This window comes from Streptomyces caelestis (assembly GCF_014205255.1).
In the GTDB taxonomy this organism is placed as follows: Bacteria; Actinomycetota; Actinomycetes; order Streptomycetales; family Streptomycetaceae; genus Streptomyces; species Streptomyces caelestis.
In genome coordinates this window covers 3,148,576-3,172,388 of record NZ_JACHNE010000001.1, presented here as the reverse complement: position 1 = coordinate 3,172,388, position 23,813 = coordinate 3,148,576, and the positions used below count along the sequence as shown (strand labels likewise).

The 23,813-nt window shown below is 71.2% G+C and carries 17 protein-coding genes and 1 pseudogene; 9 read left to right on the top strand and 9 right to left on the bottom strand.

The window, feature by feature from the left end; all coding sequences use genetic code 11:
* Positions 1 to 121: 121 nt before the first annotated feature.
* The gene (locus tag HDA41_RS14275) at positions 122 to 2,185 is read left to right on the top strand and encodes a mannosyltransferase YkcB-related protein (RefSeq protein ID WP_184984026.1); all 2,064 of its coding nucleotides are present in this window, start codon (positions 122 to 124) and stop codon (positions 2,183 to 2,185) included.
* Positions 2,186 to 2,449: 264 nt separating this feature from the next.
* Positions 2,450 to 3,070: a hypothetical protein gene (locus tag HDA41_RS14270; protein ID WP_184984024.1), complete on the top strand. Its 621-nt coding sequence runs from the start codon at positions 2,450 to 2,452 to the stop codon at positions 3,068 to 3,070.
* A 31-nt stretch (positions 3,071 to 3,101) separates the two neighbouring features.
* Here HDA41_RS14270 and HDA41_RS14265 read toward each other — a convergent pair whose 3' ends face one another.
* Positions 3,102 to 4,787, bottom strand: coding sequence for a thiamine pyrophosphate-binding protein (locus HDA41_RS14265; RefSeq protein ID WP_184984022.1), 1,686 nt, complete (start codon positions 4,785 to 4,787; stop codon positions 3,102 to 3,104).
* A complete protein-coding gene (gene speB / locus HDA41_RS14260) occupies positions 4,784 to 5,767 on the bottom strand; it encodes an agmatinase (protein ID WP_184984019.1) in 984 nt (327 codons plus the stop codon). The genes HDA41_RS14265 and speB overlap by 4 nt, the downstream gene beginning before the upstream one ends.
* Positions 5,768 to 6,424: 657 nt before the next feature.
* On the opposite strand from speB, the pseudogene HDA41_RS14255 reads away from it, so the two are divergent.
* Together HDA41_RS14255 and HDA41_RS14250 are read left to right on the top strand one after the other, a co-directional pair.
* A pseudogene (locus HDA41_RS14255) lies at positions 6,425 to 6,535 on the top strand (helix-turn-helix domain-containing protein); the annotation flags it as partial.
* Positions 6,536 to 6,628: 93 nt separating this feature from the next.
* Positions 6,629 to 7,417, top strand: coding sequence for a phosphatase (locus tag HDA41_RS14250; RefSeq protein ID WP_184984017.1), 789 nt, complete (start codon positions 6,629 to 6,631; stop codon positions 7,415 to 7,417).
* Here the strand turns inward: HDA41_RS14250 and HDA41_RS14245 are convergent.
* Positions 7,410 to 8,318 (bottom strand): acyl-CoA thioesterase, encoded by a 909-nt coding sequence (locus HDA41_RS14245; RefSeq protein ID WP_184984015.1) that lies wholly within the window; start codon positions 8,316 to 8,318, stop codon positions 7,410 to 7,412. The two genes, HDA41_RS14250 and HDA41_RS14245, sit on opposite strands and share 8 nt — an antisense overlap.
* A gap of 34 nt (positions 8,319 to 8,352) precedes the next feature.
* Positions 8,353 to 9,510, bottom strand: a complete 1,158-nt coding sequence (locus HDA41_RS14240) for an acyl-CoA dehydrogenase family protein (protein ID WP_184984013.1) — start codon at positions 9,508 to 9,510, stop codon at positions 8,353 to 8,355.
* Positions 9,511 to 9,687: 177 nt separating this feature from the next.
* On the opposite strand from HDA41_RS14240, the gene HDA41_RS14235 reads away from it, so the two are divergent.
* The 3 genes from HDA41_RS14235 to HDA41_RS14225 all read left to right on the top strand — a co-directional run bounded on the left by HDA41_RS14235 (position 9,688) and on the right by HDA41_RS14225 (position 15,444).
* A complete protein-coding gene (locus HDA41_RS14235) occupies positions 9,688 to 13,407 on the top strand; it encodes an ABC transporter ATP-binding protein (RefSeq protein WP_184984012.1) in 3,720 nt (1,239 codons plus the stop codon).
* A gap of 111 nt (positions 13,408 to 13,518) precedes the next feature.
* Positions 13,519 to 13,911, top strand: a complete 393-nt coding sequence (locus tag HDA41_RS14230; protein ID WP_184984010.1) for a hypothetical protein — start codon at positions 13,519 to 13,521, stop codon at positions 13,909 to 13,911.
* A 96-nt stretch (positions 13,912 to 14,007) separates the two neighbouring features.
* Positions 14,008 to 15,444 carry a S28 family serine protease gene (locus tag HDA41_RS14225; RefSeq protein ID WP_184984008.1) on the top strand — a complete coding sequence of 479 codons (1,437 nt, stop codon included), beginning with the start codon at positions 14,008 to 14,010 and terminating at the stop codon, positions 15,442 to 15,444.
* 36 nt (positions 15,445 to 15,480) lie between these two features.
* On the opposite strand, the gene HDA41_RS14220 is transcribed toward HDA41_RS14225, so the two are convergent.
* Entirely contained in the window at positions 15,481 to 16,134 is a 654-nt protein-coding gene (locus HDA41_RS14220; protein WP_184984005.1) for a hypothetical protein, read from the bottom strand.
* Between the two features lie 110 nt (positions 16,135 to 16,244).
* On the bottom strand, positions 16,245 to 18,089 hold the full coding sequence (locus HDA41_RS14215) for a glycoside hydrolase family 3 protein (protein WP_184984003.1): 1,845 nt from the start codon (positions 18,087 to 18,089) through the stop codon (positions 16,245 to 16,247).
* 484 nt (positions 18,090 to 18,573) lie between these two features.
* Here HDA41_RS14215 and HDA41_RS14210 point away from each other — a divergent pair, with 484 nt between their 5' ends.
* Both HDA41_RS14210 and HDA41_RS14205 read left to right on the top strand, forming a co-directional pair.
* Positions 18,574 to 19,488, top strand: coding sequence for an EamA family transporter (locus HDA41_RS14210; RefSeq protein ID WP_184984001.1), 915 nt, complete (start codon positions 18,574 to 18,576; stop codon positions 19,486 to 19,488).
* 186 nt (positions 19,489 to 19,674) lie between these two features.
* A complete protein-coding gene (locus HDA41_RS14205; protein ID WP_184983999.1) occupies positions 19,675 to 20,304 on the top strand; it encodes a GNAT family N-acetyltransferase in 630 nt (209 codons plus the stop codon).
* Positions 20,305 to 20,376: 72 nt separating this feature from the next.
* Here HDA41_RS14205 and HDA41_RS14200 read toward each other — a convergent pair whose 3' ends face one another.
* The 3 genes from HDA41_RS14200 to HDA41_RS14190 are packed head-to-tail and all read right to left on the bottom strand — an operon-like array spanning position 20,377 to position 23,527.
* Positions 20,377 to 21,213 carry a sugar phosphate isomerase/epimerase family protein gene (locus tag HDA41_RS14200; RefSeq protein WP_184983997.1) on the bottom strand — a complete coding sequence of 279 codons (837 nt, stop codon included), beginning with the start codon at positions 21,211 to 21,213 and terminating at the stop codon, positions 20,377 to 20,379.
* Positions 21,210 to 22,379, bottom strand: a complete 1,170-nt coding sequence (locus HDA41_RS14195) for a dihydrodipicolinate synthase family protein (protein ID WP_184983995.1) — start codon at positions 22,377 to 22,379, stop codon at positions 21,210 to 21,212. The genes HDA41_RS14200 and HDA41_RS14195 overlap by 4 nt, the downstream gene beginning before the upstream one ends.
* Positions 22,376 to 23,527, bottom strand: coding sequence for a Gfo/Idh/MocA family protein (locus HDA41_RS14190; RefSeq protein WP_184983993.1), 1,152 nt, complete (start codon positions 23,525 to 23,527; stop codon positions 22,376 to 22,378). The genes HDA41_RS14195 and HDA41_RS14190 overlap by 4 nt, the downstream gene beginning before the upstream one ends.
* Between the last annotated feature and the right edge of the window lie 286 nt (positions 23,528 to 23,813).

The window sequence follows — 23,813 nt, the reverse complement described above, 5'->3', positions numbered from 1 at the left end:
GGGAAAGGTTGTGCGGTTTGGCGAAGGTTTGTACGAGTCGTTACCGGGCGCTGTGCCGTTTCACAGGCGAGGGCCAGCTTCGGCACAGCGGCCACCAACCAGGGCTGTCCACGATGCCGGGGTGACATCTGCCACCGAAACCCAACCCCGCATCACAGAGCCCGCCGCGCCTCCGCCCCGGGAGACCGCCGCCCCGCGCTGGTCGCTCCCCGTGCTGCTCGCGATCCTCGCCCTGGCGGCGGTGCTCTACTCCTGGAACCTGTCCGGCTCCAGCCTGAACAGCTTCTACAGCGCCGCCGTGCTGAGCGGCACGCAGAGCTGGAAGGCCTGGTTCTTCGGCTCGTTGGACGCCGGGAACTTCCTCACCGTCGACAAGCCACCGCTCGCGCTGATGGTCATGGGCCTGTCGTGCCGGGTCTTCGGCTACGGCACCTGGCAGATGATGGCGCCGGTGGCCGTGGCCGCACTCGCCACGATCTGGATCCTGCACGCCTCCGTGAAGCGGGTGTTCGGGCACGCGGCGGCGGCCGTCGCGGCCCTCGTCCTGGCCCTCACCCCGATCACGGTCGCCATCAACCGGGACAACAACCCCGACACGCTGCTGGTGTTCCTGATGGTGTCCGGCGCGGCGCTCGCCCTGCGCGCGGTACGCAACGGGCGGCTGCTGCCGCTGCTCGGCTCGGCGGCCTGCTTCGGGCTCGCCTTCAACACCAAGATGCTCCAGGGGTACATCGCGCTGCCCGCCGTGTTCGCCGTGTACGTGTACGCGTCCCGGCTCGGCTGGCGCAAGAAGGCCGTGAACCTGGCCCTGGCCGCCGTGGCACTGGCCGTCTCCAGCTTCTGGTGGGCCGCGGCCGTGTCGCTGGTCCCGGCCTCCGAACGGCCGTACATCGGCGGTTCCACGGACGGCACCGCCTGGAACCTGATCATGGGCTACAACGGCCTCGGCCGGATCCTCGGCGGCGAGGGCAATGGCGGTGGCGGTGGCGGCTTCTCCGGTACCGCCGGTCTGGGCCGGATGTTCAACGACATCCTCGGCGGCCAGATCTCCTGGCTGATCCCCTTCGCGGGCATCGCGCTCGTCGGCGGACTCGTCCTGTGCGGGCGCGCTCCGCGTACGGACCTCACCCGGGCCGCGCTCGTGCTGTGGGGCGGCTGGACCGCCCTGCACTACCTGACGTTCGCCCTGGCCGAGGGCACGATGCACCCGTACTACACGACCGCGCTCGCCCCGGGCATCGCGGCGCTGTGCGGCGGTGGCGGTGTGCTGTTGCTGCGGGCCTTCCGTACGGACCGGCGGTGGGTGTGGGTGCTGCCCCTCGGGCTGGGTGTCACGGCTGTCTGGGCGGCGGTGCTGCTGCGGCGGGCCTCCGGCTGGAACACCTGGTTGTGGCCTTCGATCCTGGTCGTCATGGCCCTCGCTCTCGCGGGCCTGTTCGTCTTCCGCTCCGGCGCCTCAGGACTTCGGCTGCGGCTGCTGGCCGCGTCCGTGGCCGCGGCTGTGGTCGCGGCGGTGGCGGGACCGGCCGCGTACGCCTGGTCGGTGCCGTCCGGGTCGGGCGGCGGCATGAGTGGTACGAACCCGACGGCGGGGCCGACGACGGGCAGCGGCTTCGGCGGGCTCGTGGGCGGTGGTGGCGGCCGGGGCTTCCCGGGCGGCGAGGCGCCCCCCAGTGGGCAGAACGGACAGAACGGGCCGAGGGGTCAGGCCCCCGGCGGGACCAGCGGCTCCGGCGCCGGCGCCCAGCCCGGTGGCATGAGCCGTGCCCCCGGCGGTGGCGGCATGGGCGCAGGCGCGAGCAGTGAGCTCGTCTCGTACCTGAAAAAGCACCAGGACGGAGCCAAGTGGCTGCTGGCCGTGTCCAGTTCGCAGAGTGCGGCCCAGCTCATCGTGAGCAGCGGGGAGCCCGTCATCTCCATGTGGGGCTGGTCCGGCAGCGACAAGGCGATGACGCTGGCCAAGCTCAAGGAGCTGGTGAAGAAGGGCGAACTGCACTACGTCCAGCTCGGCGGAGGCATGGGCGGCGGCCCCGGCGGTGACTCCTCCGTCAGCTCCGAGGTCACCGCGTGGGTGCAGAAGCACGGCACGGCCGTGAATGCCGCCAGCGCCGACTCCAGCGCCAACTCCTCGTCTCAGTCGAGCCAGTCGACGATCTACCGTCTCGACCCGTCCGACGTCAGCTGACCCCCGTTACACCGGCGAACGGCCCCCGGCCCCTCGGTCAGGGGCCGTTCCCCGTCCCCGTCGGTTCCACTGGCCCCTGCCGAAACTCTTGACGCCGCCTTTCCCACCGGGATACTTGCGGTCGACAGCGCGCCAACTGCCGTGTCGGTGAAGGAATTTCGTCGCACCCGATCTGATGTCGACAGCGGCTCCGCATGTCCGAGATCCCGAACGCCGTGCGAAGTTTCGCAAGCTTCGTGCAGCTCCCCCCACAGGAGGATCCCCATGAGCCCCCGCAAGACCCTCATAGCCGCCCTGACCGCCGCACTACTGGCCGGCCCCGCCGTCGCCCAGGCCGCCACCCCCCAGACCACCTCCACTTCCCAGACCGCACCCGCCCCGGCCCGCGAACGCGCCGCCGCGGCCACCATCACCTGGTCCCTCGTGCGGGCGAGCAACCCCACCGAGGACCAGCGCACCGCCTACGACGCCATCACCCGGGCCATGAACGCGGCGGTGGCCCGCTACAACAACCTCAGCGACCTGGGCAAGACCATCACCGTCCGCTACGAGCCGGGCGTCCCCACCGCCGACGGCAACATCAACGGGACCATCCGCTTCGGCAGCAACCGCAGCTACATGACCGAGCGGACGGCCCTGCACGAGATCGCCCACACCATCGGCGTGGGCACCAGCTCGGGCTGGTCCCGCCTCGGCGGCAGCGGCACCTGGACCGGCGGTCAGGCGACCGCGCTGGTCAAGCAGTACGACGGCTCCGGCGCGAAGATCTCCACCGGCAGCGGCCACTTCTGGCCCTACGGCCTGAACTACGAGAACGAGATGTCGAACACGGCGGCCGACCGCCATGTCCGCATCGTCGCCGCGATGGTCCGCGACGGCCTGTAGGAAAGCCGCCCCCGCAGCGGGTGGCCGGCGCTCAGTCCAGGTGCGTCGGCGCGTACATCCGCAGCACGGCCGGGAGCAGGACCACCGAGGGCCCCGGCGACGCGAGTTGCTTCGCGAGGTCCTGCTCCAGGTTCTCCGGGGTCGTACGGACCCCGGGGACGCCGAAGGACTCCGCCAGCGCCACGTAGTCCGGCCGGGTCAGTTCCGTCGCGATCGCCTCGCCGAACGCGTCGGTCATGTACTCGCGCAGGATGCCGTAGCCGCCGTCGTCGACGATCAGCCAGGTGACGTCCAGGCCGTACTGGCGGGCCGTCGCCAGCTCGGCGATCGAGTACAGGGCGCCGCCGTCGCCGGAGACGGCGAGGACCGGCCGGGTCGGGTCGGCCACCGCCGCGCCGAGTGCCGCCGGAAAGGCGTAGCCGAGGCCGCCCGCGCCCTGTGCGGAGTGCATGTGGTTGGGGCCCTTGGCGTCGAAGGCCGACCAAGCCCAGTACGCGAGGATCGTCATGTCCCAGAAGGACGGGGAGCCGGCGGGGAGCGCCCTGCGGACCGACGCCAGCACGCTCTGCTCCAGGGTGAGTTCCTGGGCGGCGAGACGTTCGGTGACCTTCGCGAGCAGCGCGCGGACGCGCTCCGGCGCCGTCGGGTCCTGCCGCTCGGAGACCGTCTCCAGCAGCGCCTGCAACGCGAGGCGGGCGTCCGCGTGGATGCCCAGTGCCGGGTGGTTGGACTCCAGCTTGCCGAGGTCGGCCTCGATCTGGATGACCCGGCCGCGCGGCTTGAACGTGTGGTAGTTCGAGGAGAGCTCGCCGAGTCCGGAGCCGACGACGAGGAGTACGTCCGCCTCCTCCAGGAAGTCCGTCGTGTGGCGGTCCTCGATCCAGGACTGGAGTGACAGCGGGTGTGTCCAGGGGAACGCGCCCTTGCCACCCGGCGTCGTGACGACGGGTGCCTGAAGCGTCTCGGCCAGCTGGCGCAGCTTCTTCGACGCGTCCGCCCGGACGACTCCGCCGCCCGCGATGATCGCCGGACGGGCCGCCTTCGACAGCAGGTCGGCGGCCACGGCGGTCAGTTCGGGGCGCGGCGGCAGCTCCTCGGGGAAGGCGTCGCCGCCCGTCACCACCGGGATCGCCGTCCGCGCCAGCAGCACGTCCTGCGGGATCTCCACCCACACCGGCCCGTGCGGGGCGCTCAGCGCCGACTTCCAGGCCGCCTCGATGGCGGACGGGATCTGCGACTGGGTGCGGACGGTGTGGACCGACTTCACCACGCCCCGGAACGAGGCCGCCTGGTCGGGCAGTTCGTGCAGATAACCGTGGCGGCCGCCACCGAGCCCCGCCGTCGGGACCTGGCTGCTGATCGCCAGGACGGGGGCGCTGGCCGCGGCCGCCTCCTGGAGGGCAGCCAGCGAGGTGAGCGCTCCCGGCCCCGTCGACAGCAGCAGGGGCGCCGCCTCGCCCGTGATCCTGCCGTAGGCGTCCGCCGCGAACCCGGCGTTGTTCTCCACCCGCAGGCCGATGTACCTGAGGTCGGAGCGGCGCAGCGCGTCGAACACGCCGAGGGCGTGCTGGCCGGGCAGTCCGAACACGGTCGTCGCGCCCAGCCCGGCCAGCGTCTCCACGACCAGGTCTCCGCCGGTGCGGCCGGGAGGAGGGTTCAGGGCGGCCTCCGTCTGGGCGGGCGTCGGGCGGAGCACCAGGTCGTGGTCGTGAGTCACTGCGCTTCCGAGTCCTTCCGGGCCGCGGCGATCTGGCGCGACATGATCGTGGTCAGTTCGTACGCCGTGTGGGACGCGGCCACCGACGTGATCTCCGCGTGATCGTACGCGGGGGCCACCTCGACGACGTCCGCGGAGACCAGGTTGCAGGACGCCAGCCCGCGCAGGATCTCCAGCAGCTCGCGCGAGGTCATGCCGCCGGCCTCGGGCGTGCCCGTGCCGGGCGCGTGGGCCGGGTCGAGGCAGTCGATGTCGATGGAGATGTACAGCGGCCGGTCGCCGATGCGCTGGCGGAGCTGGTCGGCGACCTCGTCGGCGCCGCGCCGGTAGACGTCCGCCGAGGTGACGATGCCGAAGCCCATCTTCTCGTCGTCGGTCAGGTCCTGCTTGCCGTAGAGCGGGCCGCGCGTGCCCACGTGGGACAGCGCGGAGGTGTCGAGGATGCCCTCCTCGACCGCGCGGCGGAACGGGGTGCCGTGCGTGTACTCGGCGCCGAAGTACGTGTCCCAGGTGTCGAGGTGGGCGTCGAAGTGCAGCAGGGCCACCGGGCCGTGCTTCTTCGCCACCGAGCGCAGCAGCGGCAGCGCGATGGTGTGGTCGCCACCGAGGGTCATCAGGCGGGCGCCCGAGCCGAGCAGGTCGTCCGCCGCCGCCTCGACGGTCTCGACGGCCTCGTTGATGTGGAACGGGTTCACGGCGATGTCGCCGCCGTCCGCGACCTGGGCGAGGGCGAACGGGGAGGCGTCCTGCGCGGGGTTGTACGGGCGCAGCAGCCGGGACGCCTCGCGGATCGCGTTGCCGCCGAAGCGGGCGCCCGGCCGGTAGGAGACACCCGAGTCGAACGGCACGCCCACCACGGCGACATCGGCCCGGCCGCCGACCTCGTCGAGCCGGGGCAGCCGGGCGAAGGTCGCGGGACCGGCGTACCGCGGGACGCGGGAGGAGTCGACGGGCCCGCGGGGAGTCTCGTTGCTGCTCATGGAGGAATGCCTTCTTTCCTACGCTTCATCGCGTATGTACTGCTTGTCGAACGACTTTACCGGGGAGTCGGGGCCGGCTCGGATACGGGTTCGGATGCCTGCCCGGCGACGCGTTCGCGCCAGGCGGCGAGGACGGCCACGCCGGTCGGCCTCGCCATCAAGGAGGCGGCGCCGTAGCCCCCGAGCGACGACATTCAGTCCCAGCACATCCGCCTGAATCTGGGGCGACCAGTCCAGTCGACACTAGGCACCCGCCAACGACTGCGACATGTACATTTCGTACACCGCAGCGCGAAAGTATGGAGGAAACGTCCATCACGCCGGGCACCGACGTTCCGGATTGGGGCATCCACCTGGCTTTGAGGACCGGGGCTGATGCGCGTTCCCGTGCGGCGGAGCATGGGTGGCCGAATCGCCGCCGGGACGATTCGACGTTTCACCAGTCTCGACAGCGCGTTACGACCTGATCCGGTTCGAGAAGCTGAACATCAAGAACATGACCCGCCCGGCAAGAGGGACCGTCGAGCAGCCCGGCAAGAACGTACGGGCCAAGGCCGGATTGAACCGGGTCATCCTTGCCCAGGGCTGGGGATTCCTGCGCGAGCGCACCGAGCACAAGGCCCCCGGCCGGGTCGAGGACGTACCTGCCCCTACACGCACCGCAACACGGTGCGGCAGCGCATCGCCCGCTGCGCGACCCTGCTGGAGACCGACCTCGACGACCGGGACGTACGCATGGAACTCTGGTTCGCGCTGCGGCACATCTGAGTAGCTGACCGGGGTCGCGCTGAGTACGTGACGCACATCCCAGCGTGCGATACGCCAGGGCCGCCCACAGGCGGCTGCCTCACAATGGGAGCCATGCCGATACCCGGGACACCCAGCCGCGCCGAACTCGTCGACCACCTCGTCAGGACGCGCATCGCGGGCGACGTCGCCACCCCCCGCGAGAACAACCTCTCCCACTACCGCAAGCTGGCGAACGCCGACCGGCACTACTGGTTCGGCCTGGAACTCGGCGACCGCTGGAGCGATGAGCAGGACGTCCTCGCGGTGATGGCGGAACGGGTCGGCGTGAACGACGATCCCGAGTACCGGTACGGCCAGGACACCATCGACCCGGAGCTGACCGTCGCCGGCCTGGAGCGGCTCGCCGGGCGGCTGCGCAAGGCGGCCGACGGGCAGCAGCGGGTCCTGTTCGCCACCGGCCACCCCGGCGGCCTGCTCGACGTACACCGCGCGACCGCGGCGGCCCTGCGCGCGGCCGGCTGCGAGATCGTCGTCATCCCGGACGGGCTGACGACGGAGGAGGGCTACGTCATGCAGTTCGCGGACGTGGCGGTGCTGGAGCACGGGGCCACCCTGTGGCACACCCACTCGGGCGAGCCGATGAAGGCCATCCTGACCGCCATGGAGCGCGAGGGCCGCCCGCTGCCCGACCTGGTCGTCGCCGACCACGGCTGGGCGGGCTACGCGGGGCAGCACGGCGTGGACTCCGTCGGCTACGCCGACTCCAACGACCCGGCCCTCTTCCTCGCCGAGGCCGAGGGCACCGTACAGGTGACGGTGCCCCTCGACGACCACGTGGTCAGCCCCCGCCACTACGACCCGATGACCGCGTACCTGCTGGCGGAGGCTGGCCTCAGCTAGTGCCCGGCTCGCGCGGGACCCGGACCACGCCCTCCTGGATCACCGTGACGGCGAGCCGCCCGTCCTGCGTGTAGATACGGGCCTGTCCCAGTCCCCGGCCGCCGTACGCGGACGGGGACTCCTGGTCGTAGAGCAGCCACTCGTCGGCGCGGAACGGCCGGTGGAACCACATCGCGTGGTCGAGGGAGGCCCCGACGACGTCCCCGACGGCCCAGCCGCCCCGCCCGTGCGCCAGCAGCACGGAGTCGAGCAGCGTCATGTCGGAGACGTAGGTGGCGAGGACGACGTGCAGCTGGGGGTCCCCCCAGACGGAGTCTGGGGGAGGATCGTCGGCGAGCTTGCCGTTGGTCCGGAACCAGACCTGGGAGTGCGGCTCGCGCGGCTCGCCGAACTTCCCGTACGGCGGCTCGTCGACGTAGCGCAGATCGACGGCGGCCCGGGCCTCCAGGAACTTCTCCACGACCGCCGGGTCGAGATGGCCGTATCCGCGCAGCCGGTCCTCGCCGGTGGGCAGCGTGGCGGGATCGGGTGCGTCCGGCATGCGCTCCTGGTGGTCCAGCCCGTCCTCGTACACCTGGAAGGACGCCGAGAGGTGGAAGATCGGCTTGCCGTGCTGGACGGCGACCACGCGGCGGGTGGTGAAGGAGCGGCCGTCGCGGATCCGGTCGACGGTGTAGACGATGGGCGCGCCGGGATCGCCGGGGCGCAGGAAGTACGCGTGGAGCGAGTGCGCGGGCCGGTCCTCGGGGACCGTGCGCCCGGCGGCGACGAGCGCCTGGGCCGCGACCTGTCCGCCGAAGACCCGGGGGACGACGGCGGACCGGGACCGGCCACGGAAGATGTCCTCCTCGATCTGCTCCAGGTCGAGCAGATCGAGGAGGTCCTGTAGTGCCTGACTCATACGACTGTTGTACCGGCCACTGATTGCGGTCGGCTTACAGGCCCATGTCCTTGGCGATGATCGACTTCATGATCTCGCTGGTGCCGCCGTAGATGCGGTTGACGCGGTTGTCCGCGTACAGGCGGGCGATCGGGTACTCGTTCATGTAGCCGTAGCCGCCGTGCAGCTGGAGGCAGCGGTCGATGACGCGGTGGGCGACCTCGGTGCAGAACAGCTTCGCGGAGGCGGCCTCGGCGGGGGTGAGCTCACCGGCGTCGAGGGCCTCGGTCGCGCGGTCGGCGACGGCCTCGGCCGCGTCCACCTCGGCCTGGCAGGCGGCCAGCTCGAACTTGGTGTTCTGGAAGTGGGCGACCGGCTTGCCGAAGACCGTGCGCTCCTGCACGTACTGCTTGGCGAACCGGACGGCGGCCTTGGCCTGGGCGTAGGCGCCGAAGGCGATGCCCCAGCGCTCGGAGGCCAGGTTGTGGCCGAGGTAGGAGAAGCCCTTGTTCTCCTCGCCGAGGAGGTCCTCGACGGGCACCTTGACGTCGACGAACGCCAGCTCGGCGGTGTCGGAGGTCTTCAGGCCGAGCTTGTCGAGCTTGCGGCCGACGGAGTAGCCCTCGGACTTGGTGTCGACGGCGAAGAGGGAGATGCCGTGGCGGCGGTCCTCGGCGGTCGGGGCGGAGGTCCGGGCGCAGACGATCACACGGTCGGCGTGCACGCCGCCGGTGATGAAGGTCTTGGCGCCGTTGAGGACGTAGTGCGTGCCGTCCTCGCTCAGCTTGGCGGTGGACTTCATGCCCGCGAGGTCGGAACCGGTACCCGGCTCCGTCATCGCGATGGCCCACATCTCCTCGCCGGAGACGAACTTCGGCAGGAACCGCTTCTTCTGCTCGTCGGTGGCGAGCATCTTGATGTAGGGCAGGGCGAGCAGCACGTGCACGCCGGAGCCGCCGAACTGGACGCCCGCGCGAGCGGTCTCCTCGTAGAGCACGGCCTCGAACTTGTGGCTCTCCAAGCCCGCGCCGCCGAACTCCTCGGGCACGTTGATGCCGAAGATGCCCAGCTCACCGAGCTTGTAGTAGAAGTCGCGGGGCGCCTGGCCCGCCGCGAACCACTCGTCGTACACCGGTACGACCTCGGCCTCGATGAAGGCGCGGATGGTCTCCCGGAACGCCTCGTGATCCTCGTTGAACACCGTACGGCGCACGCCGCCACCTCCAGGGACCTCGGTATGTCTAAGCGCTTGCTCAGACAAAGATACCGGCGAGTATCAATCACCGTCCAGGGTGGGGGCGGGGTAACGCTCGTCACGCCGCGGGATGAAAACAGCCTCCCACCGCGTTGGTGCCTTCCGGCAGACCAGGACGACCGGAGGGGCACCCGCGTGACACCGCAACGGGGATGGGCACGACGACTGTGGGCCTACGCATGGCGCCACCCGAAGGACGTCGTGCTCGCCCTCGGCTCCTCACTGGCCGGCATGGCGGTCATGGCCCTCGTCCCGCTGATCACCAAGGTGATCATCGACGACGTCATCAGCGACCACACCCGCTCGATGACCACCTGGGCCGGCCTCCTCGTCGCCGCCGCACTGGTCGTCTACGTCCTCACCTACATCCGCCGCTACTACGGCGGCCGCCTCGCCCTCGACGTCCAGCACGACCTGCGGACGGAGATGTACGGGACGATCACCCGGCTCGACGGCCGCCGCCAGGACGAACTGTCCACCGGCCAGGTCGTGGGCCGCGCCACCAGCGACCTCCAGCTGATCCAGGGCCTGCTGTTCATGCTCCCGATGACCATCGGGAACTTCATGCTCTTCCTGATCTCCCTGGTGATCATGGCGTGGCTGTCGGTGCCGCTCACCCTGGTCGCCCTGGCCGTCGCCCCCGCCCTGTGGTGGATCGCCAAGCGCAGCCGCACCCGGCTGCACCCCTCCACCTGGTACGCCCAGGCGCAGGCCGCCGCCGTCGCCGGTGTGGTCGACGGCGCCGTCAGCGGGGTCCGCGTGGTGAAGGGCTTCGGGCAGGAGGACCAGGAGACCGGCAAGCTCAGGGACGTCAGCGGCCGCCTCTTCGCCGGGCGGCTGCGCACCATCCGCCTGAACTCCGTCTACACCCCGGCCCTCCAGGCCGTCCCCGCCCTCGGCCAGGTCGCGATGCTGGCGCTCGGCGGCTGGCTCGCGGTGGGCGGGCACATCACGCTCGGCACGTTCGTCGCCTTCTCCACCTACCTCGCCCAGCTCGTCGGCCCGGTCCGGATGCTCGCCATGGTGCTCACCGTCGGCCAGCAGGCCCGCGCGGGCACCGAGCGCGTCCTGGAGCTGATCGACACCGAGCCGTCTCTCGAGGACGGCCGCAAGGGCCTGCCCGCCGACGCCCCCGCGACCGTCGAGTTCGACGACGTCTCCTTCGGCTACGACGAAGACCGCCCCGTCCTCGACGGGCTCTCCTTCGAGATCCGCCCCGGCGAGACCCTCGCCGTCGTCGGCTCCTCCGGCTCCGGCAAGTCCACGGTCTCCCTGCTGCTGCCGCGCTTCTACGACGTCACCCGCGGTGCCGTCCTCGTCGGCGGCCACGACGTGCGCGAACTGACCCTGGAATCACTCCGGGCCGCGATCGGGCTGGTCCCGGAGGACTCCTTCCTCTTCTCCGACACGGTCCGCAGCAACATCGCCTACGGCCGCCCGGACGCCACCCCGGAGGAGATCGAACAGGCCGCCCGCGCCGCCCAGGCGCACGGGTTCATCAGCGAGCTCCCCGAGGGCTACGACACCACCGTCGGCGAGCACGGCCTCACCCTCTCCGGCGGCCAGCGCCAGCGCGTCGCCCTCGCCCGCGCCATCCTCAGCGATCCGCGCCTGCTGGTCCTGGACGACGCCACCTCCGCCGTGGACGCGCGGGTCGAGCACGAGATCCACGAGGCCCTGAAGGAGGTCATGCGGGGCCGCACCACCCTGCTGATCGCCCACCGCCGCTCCACCCTGAACCTCGCCGACCGCATCGCCGTCCTGGACGGCGGCCGCCTCGCCGACATCGGCACCCACGACGAACTCCAGCGGCGCTCCGCCCTCTACCGCCGCCTGCTCACCGACCCCGACGAGCTGGGCGGGGTCTCCCCGGGCCACACCCAGCCGGCCTGCCCCCAGGAGGACACCTCCGTCCGGGACGAGCTGGACGCCGAGTTCGACGCCGAGCGCGGGGTCACCCCAAGGCTGTGGACCGGCGACCGCGAGCGCAAGGACCTCGCCCTCGCCGAGAGCCCCGCCACCCCCGAGCTCCTCGCCCAGGTGGAGGCGCTGCCCCCGGCCACCGACATCCCCGACGTCGACGAGAAGCAGGCCGTCCAGCCGGAGGAGTCCTACGGCCTGCGCCGGCTGCTGCGCGGCTTCGGACTGCCGCTGCTGGTCAGCCTCGGCCTGGTCGCCGTCGACGCGGGCATGGGCCTGCTGCTGCCGATCATGATCCGGCACGGCATCGACTCGGGCGTCACCCAGGTCGCGATCGGCGCCGTGTGGGCGGCGTCCCTGCTCGCGCTGCTGACGGTGGCCGTGCAGTGGGCGGCCCAGGTCGGCGAGATCCGGATGACGGGGCGTACCGGCGAGCGGGTGCTGTACGCGCTCCGGCTGAAGATCTTCTCCCAGCTCCAGCGCCTGGGGCTCGACTACTACGAGCGGGAGCTGACCGGCCGGATCATGACCCGGATGACGACCGACGTCGACGCGCTGTCGACGTTCCTCCAGACGGGCCTGGTCACCGCCTTCGTCTCGGTCGTCACCTTCTTCGGCATCATGGTCGCCCTGCTGGTCATCGACGTGGAGCTCGCGCTGGTCGTCTTCGCGACGCTGCCGCCGCTGATCATCGCCACGTACTTCTTCCGCCGGGCGAGCGTGAAGGCGTACGAACTGGCCCGTGAACGCGTCTCGGTGGTCAACGCCGACCTCCAGGAGTCGGTGTCCGGGCTGCGGATCGTGCAGGCCTTCCGGCGCGAGCGGGACGGCGGGCGGCGGTTCGCCGGGCACAGCGACAGCTACCGCCAGGCGCGCATCCGAGGCCAGTGGCTCATCTCCGTGTACTTCCCCTTCGTGCAGTTCCTGTCGTCGGTGGCGGCGGCGGCCGTGCTGATCGTGGGCGGGGCGCGGGTCGACGACGGGACGCTGGCGATCGGCTCGCTGGTGGCGTATCTGCTCTACATCGACCTGTTCTTCGCGCCCGTGCAGCAGCTGTCCCAGGTCTTCGACGGCTACCAGCAGGCGTCCGTCTCGCTGGGCCGCATCCAGGAACTGCTCCAGGAGCCGACGTCGACGAAGTCCGCCGACGAACCCCGCGAGGTGCGGTCCCTGCGCGGCGACATCGCCTTCGAGGGCGTGCACTTCGCCTACGGCGATGACGAAGAGGCTCTCGGCGGCGTCGACCTGCGCATCCCCGCCGGGCAGACCGTCGCGTTCGTCGGCGAGACCGGCGCCGGGAAGTCGACCCTCGTCAAGCTCGTGGCCCGCTTCTACGACCCCACCGGCGGCCGGGTCATGGTCGACGGCACCGATCTGCGCGCCCTGGACCTCACCTCGTACCGGCACCGTCTGGGGGTCGTCCCACAGGAGGCGTACCTCTTCCAGGGCACCGTCCGCGACGCCATCGCCTACGGCCGCCCCGACGCCACCGACGCCGAGGTCGAAGCGGCGGCCCGGGCGGTCGGGGCGCACGAGATGATCGCCACTCTGGAGGGCGGCTACCTCCACGAGGTCGCCGAGCGCGGCCGCAACCTCTCCGCAGGGCAGCGCCAGCTGATTGCCCTGGCCCGCGCAGAGCTGGTCGACCCGGACGTCCTGCTGCTCGACGAGGCGACGGCCGCCCTGGACCTGGCCACCGAGGCCCAGGTCAACCAGGCCACCGACCGCCTCGCCGGCCGCCGCACCACCCTCGTCGTGGCCCACCGCCTCACCACCGCCGCCCGCGCCGACCGGGTCGTCGTCATGGACCACGGCCGGGTCGCCGAGGACGGCACGCACGAGGAGCTGCTCGCGCGCGGCGGGCGGTACGCCGAGCTGTGGCGGACGTTCATCGGCGCGGCGGAGCCGGAGGAGCCGGTCGGCGCGTCCCGGTGAGGCCCGAGCGACCGGCGTTTTCGTAACGCTCGTGCAACCGTCCGACATACGTCATGCGTCCGTACACCTGTACGCCGATGGTCGCGCACGACGCGGTACGGGAGGACGACAGTGGACAGTGGAGCGATACGCCGGCGGCTCGCGCTCGGCCTGGCCGTGCTGACCGCCTCCGGCCTGCTGGCCGTCGCGGCGCCGGGCGATGCGCAGGCGGCCGCCTCCGCCCACTGTCCCGGCCGCAAGGTCCGCACCCTGCCGTTCTCCACCGGGACCGTGCTCGTCTACAAGCGCGGCGGCTACGTCTGCGCCGTGACCCTCACCAAGAAGCCCGGCGTGAAGCGCAAGATGTCGGTGAGCGTGCAGGCGCGCGGCAACCGCCCGGTCGTCGACGAAGGCCGGTACTCCTACCACGCCGGCCCGGTGATGGTGCACGCCGGACGCCGCTGCGTATGGCTGAAGGGCAGGGTGGGGCGGGGGTCGTTCAGCTCCGGCTGGATCCTGTGCTGACGCCCGCCGCATAGAGGGTTATCCCCATGTCCCCTGGTGCTGGGGGGAGTTGGTCCGCTAGCTTCCGGCGCACATCTGTCTCACAGGGGAGTGCGCATGCGCAAGGCGCTCAGATGGCTGCTGGCGCTCACGGTGCTCTTAGGCACACTGGGCACGGCGGGAGCGGCCACCGCCGCCGACGCCACCGGCACCGACAGCACCACCGACATCAAGGAAAGGCTGCTCTCCGTACCGGGCATGAGCCTGGTCGAGGAGAAGCCGTACACCGGTTACCGCTTCTTCGTCCTGAACTACACGCAGCCGGTCGACCACCGGAAGCCGTCGAAGGGCACGTTCCAGCAGCGCATCACCGTGCTGCACAAGGACGTCGCGCGCCCGACGGTGTTCTTCACCAGCGGCTACAACGTCTCCACGTCGCCCCGCCGCAGCGAGCCGACCCAGATCGTGGACGGCAACCAGGTCTCCCTGGAGTACCGCTTCTTCACCCCGTCCCGGCCCGCCCCGGCCGACTGGTCCCAGCTGGACATCTGGCAGGCGGCCAGCGACCAGCACCGCGTCTTCAAGGCGCTGAAGGGCGTCTACGACAAGAAGTGGATCTCCACGGGCGGCTCGAAGGGCGGCATGACCGCCACCTACTACGAGCGCTTCTACCCGCGTGACATGGACGGCGTGGTCGCCTACGTCGCCCCCAACGACGTGGTGAACAAGGAGGATTCGGCCTACGACCGCTTCTTCGCGCGCGTCGGCACCGAGGAGTGCCGCGACCGGCTGAACGGCGTGCAGCGCGAGGCGCTGGTGCGACGCGAGCCGCTGGAGAAGAAGTACGCGGCCTACGCGCAGGACAACGGCCTCACCTTCAAGACCATCGGCAGCCTGGACAGGGCCTACGAGGCCGTCGTCCTCGACTACGTCTGGGGCTTCTGGCAGTACAGCCAGCTCAAGGACTGCGACCAGATCCCGGCCGACGCGAAGAACGCCACCGACGAAGAGATCTGGAACTCCGTCGACACGATCTCCGGCTTCTCCGCCTATGCCGACCAGGGCCTGACGACCTACACGCCGTACTACTACCAGGCCGGCACGCAGCTCGGCGCGCCGACGATCGAGTTCCCGCACATCGAGAAGAAGTACATCCGCTACGGCTACCAGCCGCCGCGCAATTTCGTCCCCCGGGACATCCCGATGAAGTTCCAGCCGTCGGCGATGCGGGACGTGGACACCTGGGTCCGGCACAACGCCCGGCACATGCTGTTCGTCAACGGCCAGAACGACCCGTGGAGCGCGGAGCCCTTCCGCCTCGGCAAGGGCGCCAAGGACTCCTACGTCATGACCGCCCCCGGCATGAACCACGGTGCCAATGTCGCGGGCCTCGTGCCGGACCAGAAGGACCTCGCCACCGCCCGCATCCTCGACTGGGCCGGAGTCGCCTCCAGAGCGGTGCAGGCGGATCCGCAGGCGGCGAAGCCCCTCGCGAAGTACGACGCCAAGCTGGACAAGCGGGACGTGCAGCGTGAGATGACGCTGCGGCCGTAGAACCAGTGGTTCTTCTGTGCCGGTGCGCCCGGCCGCTCACAGCGGCCGGGCGCACCCCACGGGCCGGTCGCCGCCGAGCCGGACGTACAGGGCGGTCGACACGGGGCAGTCGGCACGCCTGGCGACGGCCTGGGTCACCTCGTACTCCGGCTCCTGCCCGCCCTTTCCTTCGCACGCGGTCTCGCGGACCTGCCCGTCGCCGGAGCTGTAGACGCAGTCGCCGACGATGGTGCGGGGCCCGCCCCCGCCGCCCGGGTCGCCCGGGTGCGGCGGCTGGAGGTTGCGCATACAGGCGTAGCCCTGCGGCACCGCCCCGTCGCCGTCCTCGTCGGACGCGGGCCGCTGCTCGCTGATGTGCAGCACGAAGTCCGTGGTCGCCGGACAGCGCGGCCCGTCCCGGACCGTGCCGTCGTGCCGCGCCACGACCCGGGCCGCCGCACGCTCACCGGCGCACGGCACCTCGGTGAAGCTCGTGGTACCGAACGAACTGCACTCGTCGACCGCGAGGAACACCGCCCCGTACGCCGACGGCCGGGTCCCCGGCGCCGCCCCGGCGGCGGTCGTCCCCGACGCCGGCCCGCCCAGCCGGCCGTCCTCCGCGACACCCGCCGAGGGACTCTGGCACCCGGTCAGCAGCACGCCGAGCAGTACCAGAAGCCCCCACACCCCCGCTGAACTTCTCGCACGCATCGCCGTCCCCCAGTTCCCTGGCCCAGCGTGGCCCGCGCGGCGGGCGCACGCCAGGCACATGGGAGGGTTTGCGCACGTTGGGGGTGGTGCGCCCGGTCCATGACGTACGTCTAGTACGACAGCCCGTACCCGATCGGGTACAGCACCTGCTCCGGATCATCCGCCCTCTGCACCACCACCGGGAGTTTCCCGCGGGGCTCCACCCGCCCCGCGATCACCCGTGCGGCGGCCCGCAGTTCGACGTCGGTCCAGGAGTAGGCCGCGAGGCACGCCGGGACGGAGGGCAGGTGGGCCACGTCGTACGGGTTGCGGATCGCGACCGCCACGACCGGCCTCCCCGTCGCCACGAGCTGCTCGACCAGCGTCTTCTGACCGCTGCCCGCCGTGACGTTGTACGTCGCCGCCACCACCGCGTCCGCGTCCCGCGCCGCCGCGACCGCCCTGGCGATGGCCGCCGCGGACGGGGCCGTGCCCGTCGACAGGGAGGTGGTGCTGAAACCGAGCCCGGTCAGCGCGGCGGCGAGCACTCCGGTCGGCGGCCCGGTCGTCCCCGACGGCGAGGCCGGATCGGCCCCGACCACCAGCACCTTGGGGTACCGGCGCAGGGACAGCGGCAGCAGCCGCCCCTCGTTGACGAGCAGGGTGGTCGTCCGCTCGGCGATCCGGTCGGCCGCCGCCAGATGCGCCCGGGTGCCGACGGTGCGGTCGACTCCGTTCTGACTGACGTACGGCGCGCGGAACAGCCCCAGCTTCGCCTTCAGCCGCAGGATCCGCAGGATCGACTCGTCGAGCCGCGCCTCGGTCAGCTCGCCGTTCCGTACGGCATCCAGGACCGCGTGCCAGGCGAGGTCCAGATCCGGCGGGTTGAGGAGCTGGTCCACGCCCGCCTTCAGCGCGAGCACCGGCACCCGGTCGTCGCCGTACTTGGTCCGCACGCCCTCCATGCCGAGGGAGTCCGTGACGACGACCCCGTCGTAGCCGAGCCGCTCGCGCAGGATGCCGGTGAGGATCGGGCGGGAGAGGGTCGCCGGGTCGCCGGAGTCGTCCAGGGCCGGGACCATCAGATGCGCGGTCATGATCGAGTCGACGCCCGCGGCGATCGCCGCCCGGAACGGCGGCGCGTCCAGCTTCTCCCACAGCTCCCGGCTGTGCGTGATGGTCGGGAAGCCGGTGTGGCTGTCGACGTTGGTGTCCCCGTGCCCGGGGAAGTGCTTGGCGGTCGCCGCCACCCCGGACCCCTGGTACCCGGCGACCTCGGCGGCCACCAGCGCGGCCACCGCCCGCGGGTCGGCACCGAAGGACCGTACGCCGATGACCGGGTTGGCCGGGTTGACGTTCACGTCGGCCACGGGGGAGTAGTCCTGCCGGATGCCCATCGCCCGCAGCTCACGCCCCGCGATCCGCCCGAGGGCCCGGGCATCGGACCGCGACCCGCCCGCGCCGACGGCCATGGCCCCCGGGAAGAGCGTCGCGGGTGTGCCCACCCGGGCGACGATCCCGTGCTCCTGGTCGGTGGAGATGAGCACGGGCAGCCCGCGCGGCAGGTCCAGGGAGGCCCGCTGGATGCCGTTGGACAGATCCGCGATCTGGTGCGGCTCGCGGGTGTTGTGCGCCCAGGCGAAGTAGATGATGCCGCCGACCCGGTACTTCGCGACCAGCTCGGCGGCCGTACGGACCCCGATCTCCTTCAGGTTGGCGTCGATGTCGGCCTGGTCGGGGGCGGTGGCGGAGTGGCCGTAGACCCGCATCACGAAGAGCTGGCCGACCTTCTCCTCCAGCGTCATACGCGAAACGAGAGCGCGGAGTTGCTTGTCGTCGGGGGCGCCGGCGGGGTACGCGGGCCCCGCGGCCGCGAGGGCGCCGGCGACGCCGGCCGTGGCGGCGAGGACCGTGCGTCTGGAGGGCTGTGCGGTGTTTCCCGTGCTTCCGGTGCTTTCCGTGCCGGTGTCGTGCACGTGCGCTCCTTCCGGAGGTGATCCGCTCGGATCCGCTGAAGGAAACTTCCAAGAAGTCAGCAATAACCGGGAAGTTTCTGCCGGTCAAGAGAATGCACACTAACCGCACAGGGGCCGCCACCGGCGCGGTTGGAGGGGGACGCGCCGATGGCGGCGGTGCCGCCGGCCGCGGTACGGCGGAGAGGGTGGTCAGCGATCGCAGCCAGCAGCGAGGGCCGACACCGCACCGTGGTGACTCTCCGGCGGCCTGGGATTGGACGACGGGAGTTTGGCCCGGGTTCCCGACGCGGGCCGGTTTTCCGGAAGTCGGTACGCGAGGTGAACCAGGGGTTCGACGGGGCGGATGGGCAGCAACGTCCGGCCACCGCTCGCCGAGCACAGCCAACTCCCTTTGCCCGGCCATGCTTCCGCCGAGCGACGCGATATCCAGCCATGTGGCGATCATCGCTGGTGCTTCACGGTCGGGGGGCGCGATGCTCACGGCATGCGCCCGTCACACCTCGCTCTCGCCGTCCTGGTCGCCGCCGTCTGGGGCGTCAACTTCACGGTCATAGAGATCGGCCTGGACCACTTCCCCCCGATCCTCTTCTCGGCACTGCGCTTCCTGGCGGCGGCGCTCCCGGCGGTGTTCTTCGTGGGCCGTCCGAAGGTGGCCTGGAAGTGGATCGTGACGGTCGGCCTGGTCCTGGGTGTGGCGAAGTTCAGTTTCCTCTTCGTCGGCATGGACGCGGGAATGCCCGCGGGCCTGTCCTCCCTGGTGCTGCAGAGCCAGGCGGTGTTCACGGCGGGCATCGCGGCCCTGACCCTGGGCGAACGGCCGTCCCGCATCCGCCTGCTGGGCATGACGGTCGCCCTGGCCGGCATCGCCGTGGCGGCCGTGGACGAGGGAACGTCGGGCCCCCTCGGCGCGTTCGCCCTGGTCGTCGGGGCTGCGGTGTGCTGGGGCGCGACCAACGTCCTCACGCGCAAGGCGGCTCCCCCCGACGCCCTGAACTTCATGGTCTGGGTCAGTACGGTCCCGGTCTTGCCCCTGCTGGTCATCTCCCTCCTCACGGAGGGCCCCTCGCGCGACCTGGCGGCCCTGCGCGCCCTGGACTGGCAGGGCGCGGGCACGGTCCTCTACGTCGCCTGGATCACCACGGTCTTCGGCTTCGGCGTGTGGGGCTTCCTCCTCCGCCACCACCCCGCCTCCACGGTGGCGCCGTTCTCCCTCCTGGTCCCCGTCTTCGGCCTGTCGTCGGCGTTCCTGTTCCTGGGCGAGCCGGTGAGCCCGCTGCGGTGGTGCGCGGCGGTGTTGCTGGTGGGCGGGGTGGGGCTGGCGTCCTGGGCGCCCGCCCGCAGACCCGACGCCGACTCCGCGGACGCTTCCGCGCCACGGACGACGGCCGTCCGATCATGAGACATACCCGTGGGCGCCCTTCCCGGTTCCAAGTCCGTCAGCGCCCGGAGAGCCTGCGGATACCGAGTATTTCGTTCGACGACCCGTGCTGCGTGCGGAAGGCTTTCCCGGGGTTCCCCCGCCACCCTGACCGAACTCCGGCCAGCCGTTCCGACTGTTCCGACGTGATTCGAGAGGCGCCGCAGCGTGAGCTTCGCACTGGAAGGACCCACCCTGGAGGGTGCCCTGGTCCGTCTGGAACCCTTGGGGCATCAGCACGCCGTCGATTTGGCGAGGGCGGCGACGGAGGACCGGGAGACCTACGCCTTCACCTGGGTACCGGATGCCGACGAGGTGGGCGCCTACATCGACGCGCAGCTCGCCCGCGCGGCGACGGGGCGGCTCGCGCCCTACGCGCAGATCTCGACGGCCACGGGACGAGCGGTCGGCGCCACGGCGTACTGGGAACCACGCTCCTGGCTCTCGGACGACGAACTCGACGCGGTTGAGGTCGGCTTCACCTGGCTCGCCCGTTCCGCCCAGGGCACGGGCGTGAACGCCGAGGCCAAGTTCCTCCTCTTCCGGCATGCCTTCGAGGAATGGGGCGTCTCTCGCGTGGACCTGAAGACCGATGCCCGCAACAGCCGTTCCCGCGCGGCCATCGAGAGCGTGGGAGCCCGCTTCGAGGGCGTGCTGCGCAACTGGTCCCGGTCATGGGCCCCCGGTGAGGAAGGGCGGCTGCGCGACTCCGCGATCTTCTCGGTGACGGCACCGGAATGGCCGCGGTGCCGGAAGCGGCTGGAGGAACGGGTGAACCGGTTCCTCGCACGGTCGTAGGCCAGGACCCCGATACGGCCGCTGCCCCGCCCGGGCCTGCGGGGCGGGACAGCGAGCGCGTTCAGGACCGGATCACAGGGTGTGCTCGACGAACCTCGCCGCCGTCTCGGCCAGCACCTCCCGCCCGTCCCTCGCCCACAGCACGTCGTTGAACAGCTCGACCTCGATGGCACCGGTGTAGCCGGCGGCCTCCACGTAACCCTGCCACTCCCGCATGTCGATCGAGCCGTCGCCGATCTGGCCGCGACCGGTCAGCACACCCTGAGGGAGCGGAGTCGTCCAGTCGGCGAGCTGGAAGGTGTGGATCCGGCCGCCCGCACCCGCACGGGCGATCTGCGCGGGAGCCGTGTCGTCCCACCAGATGTGGTACGTGTCGACGGTGACCCCGACCTGGTGCGCCGGGAAGCGTTCGGCCAGGTCCAGGGCCTGGGCCAGCGTCGACACCACGCAGCGGTCCGAGGCGTACATCGGGTGGAGGGGCTCGATCGCCAGGCGGACGCCGTGCCGCTCCGCGTACGGGCCCAGTTCCGCCAGGGCGTCCGCGATGCGTTCCCGCGCGCCGTGCAGGTCCTTGGAACCGGCCGGGAGCCCGCCCGAGACCAGGACCAGGGTGTCGGTGCCCAGCGTCGCCGCCTCGTCGATCGCCCGGCGGTTGTCGGCCAGGGCCTGAGCGCGCTCGGCCGGGTCGATCGCCGTGAAGAAGCCGCCCCGGCACAACGTCGTCACCGTCAGGCCCGCGTCCCGGACCAGCTTGGCCGTGGCCTCCAGCCCGTACGTCTGGACCGGCTCGCGCCACAGGCCGACGTTGCGGACGCCCGACTCCCCGCACGCCTCGACCAGTTCCGGCATCGACAGCTGCTTCACCGTCATCTGGTTGATGGAGAAGCGCTCCAGCTCCGCGGTGCTCACTGGTCCACCCCGTACACGCTCAGCAGATTCTTCATCCGCTCCTCCGCCAGCTTCGGGTCGGGGAACAGGCCCAGCCCGTCGGCGAGTTCGTACGCCTTCGCGAAGTGCGGGAGCGAGCGGGCCGACTGCAGGCCGCCGACCATCGTGAAGTGGGACTGGTGGCCGGCCAGCCAGGCCAGGAACACCACGCCCGTCTTGTAGAAGCGGGTCGGGGGCTGGAAGAGGTGGCGGGAGAGCCCGACCGTGGGGTCCAGCAGGTCGCGGAAGCCCTTCACATCCCCCGTGTCGAGCACCCGCACCGCCTGCGCCGCCAGCGGGCCCAGCGGGTCGAAGATGCCCAGCAGGGCGTGGCTGAAGCCCTGCTCGTCGCCGGCGATCAGCTCCGGATAGTTGAAGTCGTCGCCCGTGTAGCAGCGCACGCCCTGCGGCAGGCGGCGGCGGATGTCGATCTCGCGCTGCGCGTCCAGCAGCGAGACCTTGATGCCGTCGACCTTGTCCGGGTGGGCGGCGATGACGTCCAGGAAGGTGCGGGTGGCGGCGTCCAGGTCCGTGGCCCCCCAGTAGCCCTCCAGCGCCGGGTCGAACATCGGGCCGAGCCAGTGCAGGACGACCGGCTCGGACGCCTGGCGCAGCAGGTGGCCGTAGACCTCCAGATAGTCCTCCGGCCCCTTGGCGACCGCCGCCAGGGCCCGGGAGGCCATCAGGATCGCCCGCGCGCCCGACTCCTCGACGACCGCGAGCTGCTCCTCGTACGCGGCGCGGATCTCCGCCAGGCTGTACGGGTAGCCGGTCTCGGTGACCGAGAGCTGGTCCGTGCCCACACCGCAGGCGATCAGGCCGCCGACCGATTTCGCCTCGGCCGCCGACCGGCGGATCAGCTCCGCCGCGCCCGCCCAGTCCAGACCCATGCCGCGCTGGGCGGTGTCCATCGCCTCGGCGACGCCCAGCCCGTGCGACCACAGGTGACGGCGGAAGGCCAGGGTGGCGTCCCAGTCGACGGCGGCGGGCGAGTCGGGCGAGACGTCCGCGTAGGGGTCGGCGACGACGTGCGCCGCCGAGTAGACCGTGCGGGAGGTGAAGGGCGTGCCGGGCGTCACCAGGAGCGGTTCGGTGCGCGGCTCGTACGTCCGCGTCGCCCCGTTGCTGTCCGGGAGTCGGAGGGTCACGGCTGGATCTCCGGTACGTCGATGCGGCGGCCCTCGGCCGAGGACATCAGGCCCAGCTCGGCGAGCTGGACACCGCGGGCGCCGGCCAGCAGGTCCCAGTGGTAGGGGGCGTCGGCGTAGACGTGCTTGAGGAACAGCTCCCACTGTGCCTTGAAGCCGTTGTCGAACTCGGCGTTGTCCGGGATCTCCTGCCACTGGTCGCGGAAGACCTCGGTGGCGGGGATGTCCGGGTTCCAGACCGGCTTGGGCGTGGCCGAGCGGTGCTGGACGCGGCAGTTGCGCAGGCCGGCGACGGCCGAGCCCTCGGTGCCGTCGACCTGGAACTCGACGAGTTCGTCGCGGTTGACGCGCACGGCCCAGCTGGAGTTGATCTGGGCGATCGCGCCGCCCTCCAGCTCGAAGATGCCGTACGCGGCGTCGTCGGCGGTGGCGTCGTAGGGCTTGCCGTTCTCGTCCCAGCGCTGCGGAATGTGGGTGGTGGCGATGGCCTGGACGGACTTCACGCGGCCGAACAGCTCGTGCAGGACGTACTCCCAGTGCGGGAACATGTCGACGACGATGCCTCCGCCGTCCTCGGCCCGGTAGTTCCAGGACGGGCGCTGCGCGGCCTGCCAGTCGCCCTCGAACACCCAGTAGCCGAACTCGCCGCGCACGGACAGGATCCGGCCGAAGAAGCCGCCGTCGATGAGGCGCTTCAGCTTCAGCAGGCCGGGGAGGAAGAGCTTGTCCTGGACGACGCCGTGCTTGATGCCGGCCTCGTTCGCCAGCCGGGCGAGGTCCAGGGCGCCGTCGAGGCCGGTGGCCGTGGGCTTCTCGGTGTAGATGTGCTTGCCGGCGGCGATGGCCTTCTTGAGCGCCTCCTCGCGGGCGGAGGTGACCTGGGAGTCGAAGTAGATGTCCACCGTCTCGTCGGCGAGGACCGCGTCCAGGTCGGTCGAGACGTGCTCCAGCCCATGCCGCTCGGCCAGCGCCTTGAGCGCGTGCTCACGGCGTCCGACCAGGATCGGCTCGGGCCACAGCACGGTGCCGTCGCCGAGGTCGAGGCCGCCCTGCTCACGGAGGGCGAGGATGGAGCGGACCAGGTGCTGGCGGTAGCCCATGCGCCCGGTCACGCCGTTCATGGCGATACGCACCGTCTTGCGTGTCACGTCGATCCCTTCGTACGCGGTCGTCGCGCCGCGTACGCCCCACCCTTCCCTGGTGGACCGGTGAGCCACCTGTGGACTGGTGAGCGTTACAGCAAGCGCTTTCTATAAAGGAAGAAGCTAGCCTCTGACAGCGGTCCGGACAAGACCGTGACCAGGACGAGTTGTTCGAGGGGGCGAACAACCCAGGGCCGGGGGCTTAAGGTCTGCTCGGAACCATGGCCACAGGTCTGTGTGTGTACATGGGCGACGAGGGCGGACGACAAGATGCGCGACCGGAGGACGACGA

Bases quoted from the DNA above. Each gene is read 5' to 3' on its own strand.
- HDA41_RS14270 (WP_184984024.1), top strand. From the start codon at position 2,450: ATGAGCCCCCGCAAGACCCTCATAGCCGCCCTGACCGCCGCACTACTG.
- speB (WP_184984019.1), bottom strand. From the start codon at position 5,767: ATGAGCAGCAACGAGACTCCCCGCGGGCCCGTCGACTCCTCCCGCGTC.
- HDA41_RS14250 (WP_184984017.1), top strand. From the start codon at position 6,629: ATGCCGATACCCGGGACACCCAGCCGCGCCGAACTCGTCGACCACCTC.
- HDA41_RS14245 (WP_184984015.1), bottom strand. From the start codon at position 8,318: ATGAGTCAGGCACTACAGGACCTCCTCGATCTGCTCGACCTGGAGCAG.
- HDA41_RS14225 (WP_184984008.1), top strand. From the start codon at position 14,008: ATGCGCAAGGCGCTCAGATGGCTGCTGGCGCTCACGGTGCTCTTAGGC.
- HDA41_RS14220 (WP_184984005.1), bottom strand. From the start codon at position 16,134: ATGCGTGCGAGAAGTTCAGCGGGGGTGTGGGGGCTTCTGGTACTGCTC.
- HDA41_RS14210 (WP_184984001.1), top strand. From the start codon at position 18,574: ATGCGCCCGTCACACCTCGCTCTCGCCGTCCTGGTCGCCGCCGTCTGG.